This window comes from Nocardioides humi (genome assembly GCF_006494775.1).
Classification (GTDB): Bacteria; Actinomycetota; Actinomycetes; order Propionibacteriales; family Nocardioidaceae; genus Nocardioides; species Nocardioides humi.
This window is the reverse complement of record NZ_CP041146.1, coordinates 1,899,837-1,915,937: the sequence shown is the minus strand read 5'-3', so window position 1 is coordinate 1,915,937 and position 16,101 is coordinate 1,899,837. Positions and strand designations below refer to the sequence as shown.

The 16,101-nt window shown below is 68.2% G+C and carries 14 protein-coding genes and 1 pseudogene; 9 read left to right on the top strand and 6 right to left on the bottom strand.

Annotated elements, in window-relative coordinates; genetic code table 11:
* Window positions 1-71: 71 nt before the first annotated feature.
* Complete coding sequence (locus FIV44_RS09465; protein WP_141004222.1) at window positions 72-680, top strand: ABC transporter ATP-binding protein; 609 nt, start codon at window positions 72-74, stop codon at window positions 678-680.
* 100 nt (window positions 681-780) lie between these two features.
* Here the strand turns inward: FIV44_RS09465 and FIV44_RS09460 are convergent, their stop codons facing one another.
* The 4 genes from FIV44_RS09460 to FIV44_RS09445 all read right to left on the bottom strand — a co-directional run bounded on the left by FIV44_RS09460 (window position 781) and on the right by FIV44_RS09445 (window position 6,308).
* Complete coding sequence (locus tag FIV44_RS09460; protein ID WP_141004221.1) at window positions 781-2,400, bottom strand: thiamine pyrophosphate-binding protein; 1,620 nt, start codon at window positions 2,398-2,400, stop codon at window positions 781-783.
* A 69-nt stretch (window positions 2,401-2,469) separates the two neighbouring features.
* Window positions 2,470-3,456: an alcohol dehydrogenase catalytic domain-containing protein gene (locus FIV44_RS09455; RefSeq protein WP_219996367.1), complete on the bottom strand. Its 987-nt coding sequence runs from the start codon at window positions 3,454-3,456 to the stop codon at window positions 2,470-2,472.
* Between the two features lie 97 nt (window positions 3,457-3,553).
* Window positions 3,554-4,840: an amidohydrolase family protein gene (locus FIV44_RS09450; RefSeq protein WP_181411071.1), complete on the bottom strand. Its 1,287-nt coding sequence runs from the start codon at window positions 4,838-4,840 to the stop codon at window positions 3,554-3,556.
* Window positions 4,841-5,111: 271 nt separating this feature from the next.
* Window positions 5,112-6,308 (bottom strand): ABC transporter substrate binding protein, encoded by a 1,197-nt coding sequence (locus FIV44_RS09445; RefSeq protein ID WP_141004219.1) that lies wholly within the window; start codon window positions 6,306-6,308, stop codon window positions 5,112-5,114.
* 272 nt (window positions 6,309-6,580) lie between these two features.
* Between FIV44_RS09445 and FIV44_RS09440 the strand changes: the two genes are divergently transcribed.
* Together FIV44_RS09440 and FIV44_RS09435 are read left to right on the top strand one after the other, a co-directional pair.
* Entirely contained in the window at window positions 6,581-7,834 is a 1,254-nt protein-coding gene (locus FIV44_RS09440; protein ID WP_141004218.1) for an MFS transporter, read from the top strand.
* A gap of 32 nt (window positions 7,835-7,866) precedes the next feature.
* Window positions 7,867-8,535: a GntR family transcriptional regulator gene (locus FIV44_RS09435; RefSeq protein WP_181411070.1), complete on the top strand. Its 669-nt coding sequence runs from the start codon at window positions 7,867-7,869 to the stop codon at window positions 8,533-8,535.
* Between the two features lie 19 nt (window positions 8,536-8,554).
* Here FIV44_RS09435 and FIV44_RS09430 read toward each other — a convergent pair whose 3' ends face one another.
* The gene (locus FIV44_RS09430; RefSeq protein WP_141004216.1) at window positions 8,555-9,784 is read right to left on the bottom strand and encodes an acetyl-CoA C-acetyltransferase; all 1,230 of its coding nucleotides are present in this window, start codon (window positions 9,782-9,784) and stop codon (window positions 8,555-8,557) included.
* A gap of 108 nt (window positions 9,785-9,892) precedes the next feature.
* On the opposite strand from FIV44_RS09430, the gene FIV44_RS09425 reads away from it, so the two are divergent.
* From FIV44_RS09425 to FIV44_RS09400, 6 genes and pseudogenes are all read left to right on the top strand, one after another.
* On the top strand, window positions 9,893-10,654 hold the full coding sequence (locus FIV44_RS09425; RefSeq protein ID WP_141004215.1) for an enoyl-CoA hydratase/isomerase family protein: 762 nt from the start codon (window positions 9,893-9,895) through the stop codon (window positions 10,652-10,654).
* A 13-nt stretch (window positions 10,655-10,667) separates the two neighbouring features.
* On the top strand, window positions 10,668-11,126 hold the full coding sequence (locus tag FIV44_RS09420; protein WP_141004214.1) for an FAS1-like dehydratase domain-containing protein: 459 nt from the start codon (window positions 10,668-10,670) through the stop codon (window positions 11,124-11,126).
* The gene (locus FIV44_RS09415; RefSeq protein WP_141004213.1) at window positions 11,113-11,511 is read left to right on the top strand and encodes a MaoC/PaaZ C-terminal domain-containing protein; all 399 of its coding nucleotides are present in this window, start codon (window positions 11,113-11,115) and stop codon (window positions 11,509-11,511) included. The genes FIV44_RS09420 and FIV44_RS09415 overlap by 14 nt, the downstream gene beginning before the upstream one ends.
* Entirely contained in the window at window positions 11,504-12,664 is a 1,161-nt protein-coding gene (locus tag FIV44_RS09410; protein ID WP_141004212.1) for an NAD(P)/FAD-dependent oxidoreductase, read from the top strand. Before FIV44_RS09415 ends, FIV44_RS09410 begins: the two co-directional genes overlap by 8 nt.
* 6 nt (window positions 12,665-12,670) lie before the next feature.
* Window positions 12,671-13,834, top strand: coding sequence for a thiolase C-terminal domain-containing protein (locus tag FIV44_RS09405; RefSeq protein ID WP_141004211.1), 1,164 nt, complete (start codon window positions 12,671-12,673; stop codon window positions 13,832-13,834).
* Window positions 13,835-13,872: 38 nt separating this feature from the next.
* Window positions 13,873-15,411, top strand: a pseudogene (locus FIV44_RS09400) (class I adenylate-forming enzyme family protein); the annotation flags it as partial.
* Window positions 15,412-15,498: 87 nt separating this feature from the next.
* Here the strand turns inward: FIV44_RS09400 and FIV44_RS33970 are convergent.
* Window positions 15,499-15,867, bottom strand: coding sequence for a nuclear transport factor 2 family protein (locus FIV44_RS33970; protein ID WP_425465170.1), 369 nt, complete (start codon window positions 15,865-15,867; stop codon window positions 15,499-15,501).
* Window positions 15,868-16,101: the final 234 nt, after the last annotated feature.

Below are 16,101 nucleotides of genomic sequence, written 5' to 3'. Positions count from 1 at the left end.
ACAGACCTCTCGGTCTCCTACAAAGGCATCGAGGCCGTCCGCGGCGCCACGCTGAGCGTTCCGGGGGAGGCATCACCTGCCTCATCGGCCGCAACGGCGCTGGCAAGTCCTCCCTGGTCAACGCCCTGGCCGGTCTGGTCAAGCCTTCCGGCGGGCGGATCGTGCTGGATGGCAAGGATCTCTCCCGGGCAGGTGCGGCAACGCGATCTCGGGCCGGCATCGCCCTGGTGCCCGAGAGCCGTCGTGTCTACGGCTCGCTCAGCGCGCTGGAGAACATCTGGCTCGGCGCGCGTGGCAACAAGCGCGAGGCCGAGGAGCGCCTCGCGTCGATCATCGAGCTGTTTCCGGCGATCGAGCGCTTTCAGGACCGTGGGGGCAATCAACTCTCCGGCGGCGAGCAGCAGATGGTGGCGATCGCCCGAGCGCTGATGTGCGACCCGAAGGTGCTGGTGCTCGACGAGCCGAGTCTGGGCCTGGCGCCGATCGTCGTCAAGGCGGTGCTGGGGGGTATCGAGCAGCTTGCGCTACGGGGTCAGGCCATCTTGCTCATCGAGCAGAACGGTCGCGCCGCGCTCCGGATCTCCCAACACGCCTACGCGATGGCGCGGGGAGAGATCCATTCCCTCGATCACCAATCCCCCGAGTTCAACGAGCGGGAGCTGCAGGCTCTGTACCTCTGACCAGTACGTCTCAGGCCGGACCGAGGTCCGATGCGCGAATACGGCGGTGGAGTCTCGAGGTCTCCACCGCCGTATGTGCTTGCGTGCAAGACGCGAGCGATCAGCGCACGTCGCCGATCTCGACAGCGGGGTCGATGCGGAGGTCGACCACCAGCGGGAGCTCGCCGCGTGAGATGTGCTCGGCCACGACGTCGAGCTCGTTCTCGGTGCGCGCGGTGACGGCGTGAGCTCCCATGGACCGAGCCACCTCCGCGAAGGACGGCCAGTCGAAGAGCGACATCCTCGGATCGATGCCGAACTTCTCCAGCTGGGCCCATTCGGCGCCGTAGCAGGTGTCGTTGACCACCACGACGACCAGCGGCAGCGAGTGCCGTACGACGGTGGCGATCTCGGCCAGGCTCATCATCAGGCCACCGTCGCCGACGACGGCGACGGTGATCCGATCGGTCCGCACGGCCGACGCGCCGGCGGCCGCGGCGAGGCCGAGCCCGATCGACCCGAAGTTGGCGGTATGCGCGAAGTCCCCCGGATGAGACACGTGCAGGTACTTCCAGGGAGCGATGACGAAGCGGCCGACGTCGCTGACGACGAGACGATCCGGGGGCAACACCTCGTCGAGACGGATCATGGCCGTTCGGGCATCGACGTACTCAGCGCCGCTGGTGTCCTTGAAGTCGGCACGCGGGTCACGGGCCGCCAACCGGTCGGCGAGTGCCTGGGAACGGAAGCCTGAGGGGGAGTGCCCGATGCTGTCTAGTGCCTCGACCATCGCGAGCGCCACAGACTCCGCATCTCCCACCACGCCGGTCGTCGCCCCAGCATGTCGGCCGATACGTTCTGGGTCGTTGTCGACCTGAATCACTGCGCGTCCGTCGTAGAGCCAGCCGTGGGAAGAGGTGTATTTGTTCAGGCTGGCTCCGAAGGCGATGACGCAGTCGGAGCTGCCGACGGTGTCGATCGCGATGTCGTGACTGACGGTTCCCAGGACGCCGAGGTCCCACGGCTCGCCCTTGAACAGGTCGCGGCCCATCAGAGAGGTGGCCACCGGGGCGCCCAGACGTTCGGACAGCCGGAGTAGCGCGTCGCGGGCGGCGGGGGCTGTGGCGCCGCGGCCGGCAAGAACCACGGGCCTGCTGGCGGAGGCGATGATCCCGAGGGCGGCGTCCATTGCGTCCTCGCCCGGCGAGACGGCCTGCCGCGGCCGAGGCACCGCGGGACGACCGCTTCTCGCGCTCTCCTCCCACAGGAGCCGGTAGGGCACGTCGAGGACGACGGGCAGGCGTGCGGCCCGAGCCTCACGCAGCGCTTGGCAAACGTCGTGGTAGGTGTGTGCGGGGTCGAGCACCCGTCGATAGGTGGCCCCGGTGGCATTGACCACGGTCGGGATGTCGATCGCTTGCACGTAGTCGTGGACCGGCGGCGTCTCGCCGGTGAGCAGAAGGAGGGGAACCCGACCACGTACCGCTTCGACCAGCGAGGTGAAGGCGTTGGTCAGCCCGGGGCCGTGGGTGACCGTGGCGACGCCCACCGAGCCGGTGAGCTGCGCCGCACCGATCGCCATCATGACGGCGGCGCGCTCCTCCGCAGCGGCGAGGTAGTTGCCGCCCCCCTCGGTGAAGTCGTGAACGTAGACCATGTTGGCGTCGCCGAGAACACCGAACATCGTCGTCATCCCGCTGTCCAACAGTGCAGTAGCGACGGTTTCGTGGACCAAGGGCATGAAAGAACTCCGTTCTTCGCTGGTGGTTGCGTGTCGTGCCGACGGCGGTACAGCGCCACAGCGGCTCGTTCAGACCTCGAGAACGATCTTGAGACGCCCGCGTGCGGGAGCCGTGGCACTCTCGAACGCCTTCTGGGCGTCGTCGATCGGATAGACGTCGGTGACATAGGCGTCGAGGAGTTCCGGATGGCGCTGGATGTACTCGCCGGCTCGGTGCAGCATCGCCCTGCGCTCGTAGGTCGTGCCCGAGCGCAAGACGAGGTTCTTGCGCAGGAAGTCCCACATCGGAAAGGGGTAGACCTGATCGTCGGGGACGCCGAAGTAGTAGATCTCGCCGTGCGGCTCGATCGCGCGCACGGCGCTGGTCAACGTGTTGACCTGATGGCCGATCGCCTCCACGAGCCGTGTGGGGCCTGTGGTTCCGGCCGGCCTGCTGGCCCATCGGCTCACGGTGGAGTGGACCGGCTGGTCGATCAGGAAAGTCTGCGCGACGTCGCTACGGTCGATCTTGTCGACCCCGCTGACCTCGCCCGCGCCGGCTGTCTTGAGCACGTGGCTGAACAACAGTCCGATGGGGCCCAGGCCCAGGACCGCAACCCGCTCGTCCTTGACCGGACCCATCTGCTCGACCGCGTAGATGACGCAGGCGAGTGGCTGCAGCATCACCGCCGAGGTCGGCAGGAGCGCGGAGTCGTATATCGCCAGACTGCTGCCCTGGGTGACGACATACTCGGCCAGTCCGTCCATCGCGGTGGCCCAACCCACGACCCGTGAACCCTCAGCGAGGGTGGAGTCCCGACTGGCGACGACCTCCCCCACGATCTCATGGAGAGACGCGCCGGCCGGAGCCTCGGCATAGTTCGACTCGTCCACCATCGGGATCACCGGGTTGTGGTCGCCCTTGAAGTAGGGGAGGTCGCTGCCGCAGATGCCGCCGGCGAGAAGTCGTACGAGAACCTCACCATCGACCAGGGTGTCGGCGGAGGGCATGGGGGCGGTGGTCTGGGCGAGTAGCGTCGGAGTCTGTAGGCGGTAGGCCCACATCTGGTCGGTCAAGCAAAGCTCCTTGGGTGTGGGGTTCAGCGAGCGAAGAGGGCTGGTGGAGAACCGTTGTGGTTCCCCGACCAGCCCTCTGTCGTCGAGGTGACTCTCCTCAGACTGCGGCGGCCTCGGCCAGGGCAGCGGCCCTGCCGGTCTCGGACCGCGCGATCAGCTCCTCAGGCGGCAACGGGTGGTTGTACACCCGTGCAGCGTTCTCGAAGCAGACCTTGCGGACCACGGCGGGATCGAGGTGCTGCATCTCCCCGCGGATCATCTCCTGGCAGTCGGGCCAGGTGCTGTCGTAGTGGGGGTAGTCGGTCTCGACCATGACGTTGTCCTCACCGATGAGGTCGAGGCGCTGGAACGCCGATGGGTCCTCGATGGAGGTGAAGTAGAAGTTCCGGCGCACCAGGTCCATGGGCGTGGGGGCGTCGTCCGGCCAGCCCTTGCCGCCGCCCTCGCGCTGCCGGTAGGCGCGGGCAAGCCGCTCGAGCGCCATCGGAACCCAGGAGACGCCCGCCTCGGAGAGGGCGATCTTCAGCTTCGGGAAGCGGAGACACACGCCCGAGTAGACCCAGTCCATCAGTGCCTCGAGACCACTGACTGGGAAGAGGGCAACGGTCACCTCCTCCGCGGAGTCGGAGGTGGGGACCTGGGACACGCCGGACGACCCGACGTGCAGGTTGATCACGGTCCCGGTCTCCTCGCAGGCCTTGAAGAACGGGTCCCACGTGCTGCTGTAGACGTTCGGGAAGCCGAGGGGCTCGGGATTCTCGGAGAAGCTGACCGACCTGAACCCGCGCGCGGCGTTCTCATAGATCAACTGGGCGGCGACCTCGGCATCGGACAACCAGGGGAGCTGGCAGGGGATGTAGCGCTCCGGGGCGGCGGCGCACCATTCGTCGATCATCCAGTCGTTGTAGGCACGCAGCGAGGCCAAGCCGAGCTCTTGGTCCTTCATCTGCGAGAACCGCTTGCCCGCGAAGCCCCACACGAGGGAGGGGAAGCACAACTGGGCCCAGACGCCAACCAGGTCCATGTCGTGCACGCGGGCGGCCGGATCCCAGATGGCGGTGCGCATCTCGTCGAGGCGGGCGGCGGAGATGGCCCACTCGTTCATCGGCCGGCCCGAGGCTCCGTTGACGAGCAGGATGGGCACCCGGGCGCCCTCGATGTGCCACCAGGGGGCGCCGTCGTCCATCTCCTTGCAGAAGGGCGCGGCGTCCTTGAACTTCGCCGGCATGCGGTCCTCGAACAGGTTGGCCGGCTCGAGACAGTGGTCGTCGACGGAGATGATCGGGCAGAACAGCGGCTCGGGGTCGGGCTCTGGGATGAAGGAGACGGCACTCCCTCGACCGTGCTCGCGAACCTTCTTCTCAAGGTAGTCATCCAGGCTCATGGTGTGCGCTGCTCCTTTGCGGTCGTGTCTTCCTGTGGGGAATGTGAGACCGACCGGACACACCGGTCGGGGTGATGCGGGTGGCATGGCCACATGTGTGATTTGTGATCACTGTCACTTGACCATAGACTGGCCAGCGCGGTGGGTCAATGGCCTTGGCGGAGGATGCGCCGCTGATCTGTCGACGCCTTCGCCGAGGTGCACGGTGCTCTTGAAGAGACGCGGCGCCCGAGCGCCGAGCCTCCTTCCTGCGGGGTGCGACGGAAGTCGATCAGCCTGCCCAGGAGACGAACTTGCCGTCCTTGATCTCCAAGACGTTGGGCGGCACGGCGACGAGTCGGTCGTCGTTGAAGGTGAACGTCCCCCCGTTGACGATGGCAGGTGCCTGGACGTCCTGTAGGGCGTCACGCAGCTGATCGCCTGTCACCTCGCCGTCGATGGAGCAGATCGCGGCGGCGTAGGTCATCACGGACTGGAACCCGAGTGCCGCCCAGGAGTCGGGCTCCTTGTTGAAGTCGGCCTTGTAGGCCTCGCGGAACGTCTTGTTGAGGTCGTTGTCGAGGTTCGGGTCGTAGTCGGAGGCGAGCAGCGCCCCCTCGGCCTCGTCGCCACCGCCGTCGATCACGGCCTGGGTGAACATCGTCGAGTAGCCGAACCAGTGGGGGTGGTAGTCACTGCGGCTGGCGGCCTGCATGGCCGCGACCTGTGCGGGGGAGTTCAGCAGGATGTAGATCGCCTGAACGTCCTTGCTCTTGAAGGTGGAGATCGCCGAGGACAGGTCCGTGCTGGTGAACGGCACGGAGAACTCGATCGGAGTCTTTCCGGCCTTGGTCAGCTCCTCCATGATGAGCTTCGACATCGGGATGTGCGCAGCGGAGTCGCTTGCGTAGAGAACGCCGACGTTCTGGGCATCCGGCCATGCCTTCGTGAGGGCGTCCACGCCGGTGACCGCAGTCTGCGCGTCGGGCTGGCTCGAGGCGAAGACGTAGTCGCCCAAGCCCGTGAGCTCCTTGGAGCCGGGGGTATAGGGCACCAGCAGTGGGATCTTGGCCTTGGAGGTGAGTGGAGCCATCGCTTGCGCCTGCGCCGTGTAAAGAGGGCCGATGATCCCGAGGTACTCCCTGGAGCTGATGTAATTCTTGGCGATGGTGACGGCCGTGGTCGGCGCGTTCGTGCCGTCGTCGTACTTCAGTTCGATCTTGCGGTCGGGGGAGCACAGGTACGTGTCGGGGTCGCCGTTGATGACGTTGACTGCCGTCTCCTGTCCCTCCCGTCCCGCAATACCGATGACCGATGCGGGACCGGACAGGTCCGAGATCGACCCGAGCTTGATCGTCTGAGACCCGCCCGACCCCGAGGCGCCGTCGCCATCCGATCCGCAGGCGGCCAGTCCCAAGGCAATCGCGGCGGTGACGGCAACTGCGCCGACGACGCGTGGTGACCGCGCGATGCGGGCGTGAACCTTCATTGAACCTCCAACAACTCATCAGTGACTCTTGATCACAGGTGTGATCTCCAATCAAAGGTCACAAACGATCACAGCGCAAGGGTCTGTATCGATCAAATGTCAAGAAGTTCCCGGGTGGATTGCGTCACGATCCCGTCCGCATTGACAGTCGAACTCGCCCGACCTAAGGTGTGCGACCACATCTTTGGTCAGAAACCTAACGCAAAAGGTCATAGCGCCGCGAAGGTCGCGGTTCGCCCGCGGAGGTCGCGGTTGTCGGGAGCGAGGCGGTCGTGGCACGTGCCGGCACGCGGACGGGGGTGCTCCTGACTGCGCTTCTGCTCATGGTGGGCACCTGCCAAGGATTCGGCCGCCTGGGATTGGCCTTCATCCTGCCGGGACTCAAGAACGACGTGGCCGGCTCCTATGCCAGTGTGGGTGTGCTGTTGACCATCAGCTACGCCGGCTACACACTCGGTTGCCTCCTCATCCGGTGGATCGTCGGGCCCTGGGGCGAGGTGGTGATCCTGCGTGTCGGCCTCGTGGGGCAGGCGATCGCCTTTGTGCTGATCGGATTGGCTGTCGCGTGGGGTGTCGCAGCGATCGGGATGTGCCTATCGGGCGTGTCGAGCGCCCTGGTCTGGATCAGCGCGACCGCGCTGATCGGGGACATCGCCTCGCCCCGATGGCGCAACATGACGTTCGGTGCCGCGATGTCCACCACCGGTCTCTTCGTGGCAGGCTCGGGGTGGCTCCTCACGCTTCTCGCTGGAATGCCGTTGCCTGTTCCCGCGTGGCGGGCCATGGTGCTCGCCCAGGGTGTCGTGGCACTCGGCTTGGTGGTCGCCGGATTCGCCCTCGGATTCCGGCGGCCGGCCGCCAGCTCGCAGGCGAACGCCGCCGGCGTGCTCGAGAACGGGGCGGGCGGCCGATCGTCGAACGTCTCGGTGTACCAGACAGGCCCTTCGGCCGGCCAGTGCCGGAACGCGGTTCGGAGGCTGACTGCGGTCTTCTTCCTCTTCGGCGCGACCCAGGTGCTCTTCCTCAACTTCTTCGTTGCCGCGGTCGCCGCGGAGACCGACTACTCCCTTGCCGAGGCCACGGGCTTCTACTCCCTCGTCGGCATCGCCAGCGTCGTCGGCGGTGTCATCGGTGGTCGAGCTGTCGACGCCCTCGGGCCCCGGCCCTGCATGATCGCGTGCATGGGGAGCCTGGTGGTGTGCTCCCTGGTGATGGTGGTCGAGTTGGAGGTCCTCATCCCGCCGGTCGCCGCATTCTTCGGTGCCGCCATCACGGCGGTCGGGGCCACCTCCGTCGCCTACCTTGCGGACGTCCTGCCTGCTCGGGCGGTGTCGGCCGCATTCGCCGAGATCACGCTCGGCCTCGGTATCGGCCAGATGGTCTCCCCGTACGTCGGTGGCTGGCTCATCGACACCACTGGCTCGTTCGTCTCCTCTTATCTACTGTGCCTAGCGGCGAGTGTCGCCGCGGCCGTGGCCGCTCGCACGCTGCCTGTTACGCAACGCCGCACAGACCGTCATGTTTGACCACTGCGCTTTTGCTTCTTATCGTTGTCGGTGTGCTCTTGCCGGATGATCAGGGAACCGTGCGCCACAAGAAGGCGTCAGAATGGGTGCTGTCGCATCTGCGCGACTCCATCCTGGCGGGACGGCTGAAGCCGGGTGAGCCACTGCCGCTCGTCCAGCTCGCGAACGAGGTCGGCCTCAGCACGACACCGGTTCGCGAAGCACTCGGTCGGCTCCAGGACGAGGGCCTCGTGGTGGGTGACGCCCGTCGCACCTTCCGCGTCGCGGAGCTGACGCTCGACGACATCACTGACTACTACCTGCTACACGCGCAGTTCTCAGGCATCCTGGCCGAGCGCGCTGCCCGTTCGCTCTCCGAGTCGGACGTCAGCTACCTGCGGACGCTGGACCAGGAGATGCGTGAGAAGTCCGACGCGGGCGACTTCGCTGCACTGCACGAGCTCAACTACGAGTTCCACAAGCGCATCAATTCCCTCGCCGCCGGTGTGCTCAAGAGGTTCGTGACGGTGACCTCCCGGCTCGTGACGCGGCGCACCTACCCGGATGTGCCCGGCTACACCCACTCGATCGACGACCACAACGCCATCATCGAGGCGATCGCGGCTCATGACGGCGAGAAGGCGCGCACGCTGATGGAGGATCACATCAAGCACGTCGGCGAGGCCGTCATCGATGACCTCAGGGAACGCGGCTGGAAGTGAGCCCGCGGCGCTCGGCCGATCAGGCCAGGCGCTCGAGCACCAGCGCCATTCCCTGGCCGCCGCCGACGCACATCGTGGCCATGCCGATGGTCTCATCGCGGCTGCGCAGCCCGTTGATCAACGTGGTGACGAGCCGCGCGCCGGTCATGCCGAAGGGATGGCCGAGCGCGATGGCCCCGCCGTTCACATTGAGACGATCGAGATCGATCCCCAACTGCTCGTAGCTAGGGATCACCTGGGCCGCGAACGCCTCGTTCATCTCCACCAGGTCGATGTCGCCGACCGACATCCCGACCGATGCCATCGCCCGTGTGCACGCCTCGACAGGACCGAGTCCCATGATCTCGGGCGAGAGCCCGCTGAGACCCGATCCGAGCAGCCGCGCCAGCGGCATCAGCCCCAGGCTCAGGGCTCGCTGCTCGTCCATCACGACCAGAGCTGCGGCGCCGTCGTTGAGCGGGCAACAGTTGCCGGCGGTGACGCGGCCGCCAGGGCGGAAGGCCGGCTGAAGGCTTGCCAGCGTCTCGGTCGACACCCCCGGACGCGGGCAGTCGTCGACGTCGACCACAGTGCCGTCAGGCAGGGTCACCGGGATGATCTCGCGCTGGAAGAAGCCCGCCTCCGTGGCCGTGACCGCTCGCTGCTGGGACCGGGCGGCGAACTCGTCCATCGCCTCACGACTGACATTCCGGTGGACGGCGACGTTCTCGGCGGTCTGCCCCATGGTCATGTAGAGGTCGGGGACCCAGCCCCGCTCGCGCGGGTCATCCCATGCGTACTCCGTCGCCTTCAGTGCCACAGCGCTGCGATCCCGCGCCTCGGCGAAGAACGGGTTGCGCGTATCGGGCCAGCCGTCAGCGGTGCCGCGGTCGTAGCGCGAGACCGTCTCGACCCCCGCGCTGACGTACGCCGAGCCTTCCCCGGCGTTGATGGCATGCATGGCCATGCGTGTCGTCTGCAGCGACGAAGCGCAGAACCGGTTCACCGTCACCCCGGGCACGGAATCCAGTCCCAACTGGACGCCCGTGGCGCGCGCCAGGTTGAACGCCGCCTCCCCGGCGGGCTGCGCGCAGCCGACCATCAGGTCGTCGAGGGTCGTGGCGTCCAATGAGGGCACCTCGTCGAGGACTGCCCGGATCACTTGCGCCAGCAGATCGTCGGGGCGCATGCGAGTCAGGGAGCCCTTGCGCGCGCGACCGATCGGACTCCGGCCAGCTGCAACCACCACTGCACGGGACTGGGGGACCATCTCACCACCTGAGTTCTCGAGTTCGAGTGTCGGGGGAGGAATGCCCCTACTCGCCAACGGATATCTGTGATATTACATGAACGACCAAATATCGAAGGAGCTCCTGGAGTGTCTCTCGCGCCTACATTCAGCGACTATCAGCACAGGTACGCCAACGCGCGGCTCGAGCGAACCGACGGCATCTTGGAGGTCACGCTGCACACGGACGGCGACTCGATGGTGTGGACCCAGGCCATCCACGACGCCCTTCCCTATCTGTGGGAGGACATCGCCGCCGACAGCGAGAACAAGGTGGTCATCCTCACCGGCGCCGGAGACTCGTTCTGCAACGAGCTGGACTTCGCGTCCTTCTCGGTCACCACGCCGGCGACCTGGGAGGTGATCCTGCACGAGGGATCCCGGCTGCTCAACAACCTCTTGAAGATCAACGTGCCCGTCATCTCCGCGATCAACGGACCGGTGCGCTTCCACTCCGAGATCCCGGCGATGTCCGACATCGTCCTGGCGTCGGAGACCGCGGTCTTCTCCGACAAGGGCCACTTCCAGAAGGGCGTCGTGCCCGGCGACGGCGCCCACGTCGTGTGGACCCACCTCCTCGGACCCAACCGAGGGCGCTACTACCTCCTCATGGGGCAGGAGTTCGACGCGCGACAGGCGCTGGACTACGGAGTGGTGAGCGAGGTGCTGGCGCCCGAGGACGTGCTGCCCCGGGCACGGGAGATCGCGCGCGACTTCGCCGAGAAGCCGTTCCTCACGCGCCGCTACGCGCGCGAGGTGCTCACGCGCGAGTACAAGCGCCTTCTCCACGACGGCGTCAGCTACGGCCTGGCGTTGCAGGGGCTGGCGACCCAGGCCAACTGGAATCACTGAGGCCGCTCCTGTCATGCCTGTCGACCAGCGGCACGCCGGCCGGACCTACCCGCCGACCGAGCCCTACACCGTGACCCGCCACCTGATCCGTGAGTTCGCCGACGTGGTCGGCATCACCCACCCGGCCTGCTTCGACGTCGAGGCCGCGCGGGCGCTCGGCCACGTCGACCTGGTCGCACCGCCGACCTTCGCGATCGTCGTCACCCGGCGAGCCAGCCGGCAGGTGACCCACGACCCGGCGATCGGTCTCGACTACGCCCGCGTCGTGCATGGCGAGCAGCGCTTCGACCTCGCCCGCCCGATCGTGGCGGGAGACGAGCTGGCGGCCACCGTCACGCTGGAGTCGGTCGTCCACAAGGGCGCCATGACCTTCCTGACCACGCGCACGGACCTCCACGGGGCGAGGGGCGACCTCGTGGTGACGGCCCGCTCGACGCTGGTGGAGAGGGGCGGGGCCGATGAGCGGTCCTGATCGGCAGACGGTCGTGGTCGACCGCGCCCGCCTGGTCTCGTACGCGGCCGCGTCCGGTGACCTCAATCCCCTTCACTGGCACGAGGCCTCGGCTCGTCGCGCGGGCCTGGACGACGTCATCGCGCACGGGATGCTGACGATGGGCCTGGCGACCAGCACGCTGGTCAACGGTCTCGACGACCCTGGCCGAGTGTCCGCGGTCGTCGCGCGCTTCGCTCGACCGCTCGTCGTACCCGACGACACCGAGGTGCGGGTCGACGTGGGCCACGAGTTCGACGCGGAGAACCCGGCGGTGGCGAGCCTCATCGTCGTCGACGCCGGTGGCGAGCCCTTCCTGACCAGAGCGCGCCTGGAGCTGGACGTGCCGGAGGGTCCCGGTGCCTGAGCGGATCGTGGTCGTCGGCGCGGGGCTCGCCGGCGCCAGCGCGGCCGCTGAGCTGCGCAAGCGCGGTTTCACGGGGGAGCTGCACCTGATCGGCGCTGAGCCGCATCCGCCCTACACCCGGCCGCCGCTGTCGAAGAAGGCCCTGACCGACGGTCCCAGGGATCTCACCCTCCCCGTCGCGCGCAAGCTGGACGCCCGTCTCCATCTGGGGCTCTCGGCGGCTGCCGTGGACCTCGACGAGGGGAGCGTGCGGCTGGACTCCGGAGAGCCACTCTCCTTCGACGGGCTGGTGGTGGCCACGGGGAGCGCCCCGGTGCTCCTGGACCGCGAGCGCTTCGAGGGCGTGCTCTACCTGCGCACGGTCGAGGACGGCGACAGGGTCCGCGCCGCCGTGCGGCGCCCAGCCGACCGGCCGTTGGTGATCCTCGGCGCGGGACTGATCGGATGCGAGGTGGCGTCCTCCGCGCGGGCGGCCGGGCACGAGGTGATCATGGTCGACCTCGTCGACCCGTGCACGCGAGCGGTCGGCGCCTTCGCCGCCGGCTACCTTCGTCGGCTGCACGAGCGGCAGGGGGTCGGCGTCGTGGTGGGCGTCACCGCCGAGTCCGTCCGGAGGGCGGAGGGCGTCTCGACCGTGCTCCTCAGCGATGGCAGCGTGCTCGAGGCGGCCGACGTCCTGGTCAGTGTCGGCTCCCGCCCGGCGACCGGCTGGCTCGAGGGCAGTGGGCTACGGGTCGCCGACGGCGTGGTGTGCGACGCCGCCTGCGTCGCCGGCCCCGGCGTGGTGGCCGCCGGCGACGTGGCGCGCTGGCAGCCGGCCGGCAGCGACCGCCTCGTGCGCCTGGAGAACTGGAACAACGCGGCGGAGCAGGGCCGGCACGCGGCCCGATCGCTCCTCGCCCAGCTGGCGGGCACGGGGGCGGTGCCGTACGCTCCCGTTCCCTGGTACTGGACCGAGCAGCACGGCGTTCGCCTGCAGGTCGCCGGCTGGCTCGACCCGACGGTCGTCCCGACCGTCCTGGAGGGGGCGCTGGACGAGGACTCCTTCCTCCTCGAGGACCCTGGTCGGCAGTTCATCGTGGCCGCGAACCGCCCGCGTCAGTTCAACGACTGGCTCGGGAGAGCGATGGAGAAGGAGGCAGCCCGTGCGTGATCGAGCATGAGCGGGGAGCCGGACCCGCTGCGGGACCGGACCGCGATCTCCGGCATCGGCTACACCGCCTTCACCCGCGACTCCGGTGTTCCGGTGGCGCGGCTGGCGCTGGAGGCCGTGGTCGCCGCCATCGCGGACGCCGGCCTCTCGCGTGACGAGATCGACGGGCTGGTCTGCTTCCACGACAACGACTCCGCTCTCACCCGCGAGGTCGCCAGCTCGCTCCGTCTTCCGCGGCTGCGGTGGTGGTCCGACGCCTCGGTCGGCGGCAACTTCGCCGTGGCGGCGGTGGCGCAGGCCGCGATGGCCGTCGCGACGGGACTGGCCGACAACGTGGTGGTCTACCGCGCCATGAACGGCCGGTCCGGGAAGCGGATGGGGCAGTTCGGCGGGGGACGCACGGACGGCGCCTACCAGTACATGGCCCCGCTGGGGTTCGGCTCGCCCGCCCAGATCTTCGGAATGTTCGCTCAGCGGCACATGCACGAGTTCGGAACCACCCGTGAGCAGCTCGGCAAGGTCGCCATCACCCTTCGCGAGCATGCGGCGCTCAATCCGCGGGCGATGCGACGCGAGCCGCTGTCGATGGAGCAGTACCTCGCCGGACGGCCGATCGCTCTTCCGTTCACCCTCTTCGACTGCTGCCTGGAGACCGACGGCGCCGTCGCGCTGGTGGTCAGCTCCCGGGAGTCGGCCGCCGACGGTCCGCACCGGCCGGTGACGATCCACGCGGTGGTCCACGGCGCCGGCGACTCCCCGAGGCTCCCGTTCGACGGATGGGCGGACTTCTCCACCTCGTGCTTCTCCCGGCTGGGTCGCGAGCTGTTCGCCAAGTCGGCGGTGCAGCGTGACGACATCGACGTGGCGCTGCTCTACGACGCCTTCACCTTCGAGGTGATCCACCAGCTCGAGGAGATCGGCTTCTGCGCTCGTGGCGAGGGCGGTCCGTACGTCGAGTCGGGAGCCATCGCGCTGGGTGGCGAGCTCCCCGTCAATCCGCACGGCGGCCTGCTCAGCGAGGCGTACATCCACGGCCTGAACCACACCATCGAGGCGGTCCAGCAGCTGCGCGGCGATGCCGACGCGCGGCAGGTGACCGACGCGCGGCATGCCCTGGTGACCGCCTACGGGTTCGTCTCGGGCGGACTCATGATCTTGACCAACAGCTAGACCGACAGCTAGCGCCGGCCGCATTGGAGGCGACGACGATGACCGCGACCACACTCCCCGATGCCTACGCGGGACCTGACAGGATCGGGGCGATGCTGCGCGAGGTCGCCGCACGCCAGGGCGACCGCGAGGCGCTGGTCGTGGGCGAGCGCCGCGTGACCTACGCCGAACTGGAGCGCGACAGCGCCCGGATCGCCGGAGGCCTGCTCGAGCTCGGCGTACGACGCGGCGACGTCGTCGCGCTCTTCGCCCCGAACCTGGTCGAGGCCTATGTGGCGTTCTATGCCGTGACGCGCATCGGCGGCGTCTTCGCGCCGCTGAACCCGCGGCTCACCGCGCGTGAGCTCGCCCATGCCGTCGAGCGCTGCCGGCCGCAGGTCCTGCTCACGCTGGCCGAGGAGGGCGGGTACGACTTCACCGAGCGGCTGGCCCACGTGCGCGCCGAGGTCCCGCGGCTCGTCGCGCTCCGCGGCGAGCTCGACGACGCGCTGACCTGGGCCCGGCTCCTCGAGGACGGCAGCGGCCCCGGGGCCGCCGAGCGGCTCGCCCGAGCAGGCGATGCCGTGGAGCCGGGCGACTCCGCCATCTTGCAGTTCACGTCGGGAACCACCTCGCAGCCGAAGGGCGCGCTGCTCTCCCAGGGCGCCACCTGCCGAATGGCGGTGGAGCTGGGACGCCGGTTCGGGCTCGGCCCCGGCGACCGCTACTTCGGGTGCTCGCCGATCTGTCACCTCGGCGGGATGACGTTCTCGATGGTGGCGGTGATCGGCCAGGGAGCCACCTTCGTCACCCTGCCGACCTTCAGCGCGGGCGCGGCACTGGAGGCCATCGCCGCCGAGGACTGCTCGGTCGTCCACGGGATCGACACCCATCTGACCCTGCTGACCGGCCACGAGGCCTTCGATCCGTCGGCTCTCCCCTTGCGCCTGGTCTCGGTGTCCGCTCTTGCCGAGACGGTCGAGCGGGTTGCGGCCGCGTTCGGGGCCGGCGTCGTCACCATCTCCCAGTACGGCTCCACCGAGACCGGTGGCGCCCCGACCTGCGGTGCGTACGACGATCCGCGCGACAAGTTGTTGAGCACCGTGGGGAGGCCGCTTCCCGGGATCGACCTGGCGGTGGTCGACCCGGCGTCGCAGGAGGAGGTCGTACTCGGCGAGACAGGCGAGATCCGGGTCGGCGGCTGGAGCCTCATGATCGGCTATCTCTCTCAGCCCGAAGAGTTCGCCCGCTCGCTCGACGGGCGTGGCCGCCTCCGGACCGGGGATCTCGGCCACCTCGACGACGACGGCTACCTGCACTTCACCGGGCGGCTCAAGAACATGCTCCGCGTCGGCGGTGAGAACGTCTCGGTCGAGGAGGTCGAGCTGGTCCTCAAGGCGCACCCCGATGTCCGGGACGCCGTGGTGGTGGGGGTCGCCGATGACCGACTGGGCGAGGTCGCCTATGCCTACGTGGTCCCCGGCAGCGCACGGCCGCCGGAGGAGGCCGGGCTCCTCGCGCACTGCCGCGGTCAGCTCGCGACGTTCAAGGTTCCCCGGCGGTTCGAGCTGATCGAGATGGACGACGTCCCGCTGATCGGCAGTGGCAAGATCGACCGCCGTGCCCTTGCGGCCAGGGCCGCCGGACGGGCGGCCCCGGCCCTCGGTGAGGTGTCCGCCGGAGCCTCAGGACTCCGGCATCCCCGACCAGCCGGTCGCGGCACGGTGCGCGGCGACCGGGCCCCAGTCGTAGAAGGGCCGCATCTCCACGATGCGGTGGCTCTCGTCGCAGTCGAACACGTACACACCCTGGTTCTGGTAGTGGTGCCCGATGGAGAACCAGGCGTCGGTCGTGCACTCGACCAGCACCGTGCCCTTGTCGTCCTCGGCCACGTGGAGTGGTGTGTAGGTGAGTCGACCCGGGTCGGTGCGCGTGCAGTTCTCGCTGAGGTAGGCCGTGATCTCCTCGCGACCCTGCATCCAGTACCGCTCCAGGGATCCGTCACCGGTCAGGCCGACGGCCCAGTAGCGGCAGTCGGGCGTGAAGAACTCCATCGCCTTGGTCGCGTCCTGGCTGCTCATGCCTTCGTACCACCGGAGCACGGCCTCGGTGTTGGAGCGCGGGCCTTGTGCGGTCATCAGATGCTTCCTCCTGTGTTGGGTGACGCCTCAGCGTCGTTAGTCACTGATCGTTTGTCAACACTTCTCTTGGTTCTTGATCATTGACATGTGACCACCATCTATCTAGTGTCCGCCTCACCATGTCTTGCGGTTCCGTGGCGAAAGGAG

Coding starts and splice junctions, on each gene's coding strand:
- FIV44_RS09415 (WP_141004213.1), top strand. CDS start 11,113: ATGAGCGGTCCTGATCGGCAGACGGTCGTGGTCGACCGCGCCCGCCTG.
- FIV44_RS33970 (WP_425465170.1), bottom strand. CDS start 15,867: ATGGAGTTCTTCACGCCCGACTGCCGCTACTGGGCCGTCGGCCTGACC.
- FIV44_RS09460 (WP_141004221.1), bottom strand. CDS start 2,400: ATGCCCTTGGTCCACGAAACCGTCGCTACTGCACTGTTGGACAGCGGG.
- FIV44_RS09430 (WP_141004216.1), bottom strand. CDS start 9,784: ATGGTCCCCCAGTCCCGTGCAGTGGTGGTTGCAGCTGGCCGGAGTCCG.
- FIV44_RS09445 (WP_141004219.1), bottom strand. CDS start 6,308: ATGAAGGTTCACGCCCGCATCGCGCGGTCACCACGCGTCGTCGGCGCA.
- FIV44_RS09420 (WP_141004214.1), top strand. CDS start 10,668: ATGCCTGTCGACCAGCGGCACGCCGGCCGGACCTACCCGCCGACCGAG.
- FIV44_RS09405 (WP_141004211.1), top strand. CDS start 12,671: ATGAGCGGGGAGCCGGACCCGCTGCGGGACCGGACCGCGATCTCCGGC.
- FIV44_RS09450 (WP_181411071.1), bottom strand. CDS start 4,840: ATGAGCCTGGATGACTACCTTGAGAAGAAGGTTCGCGAGCACGGTCGA.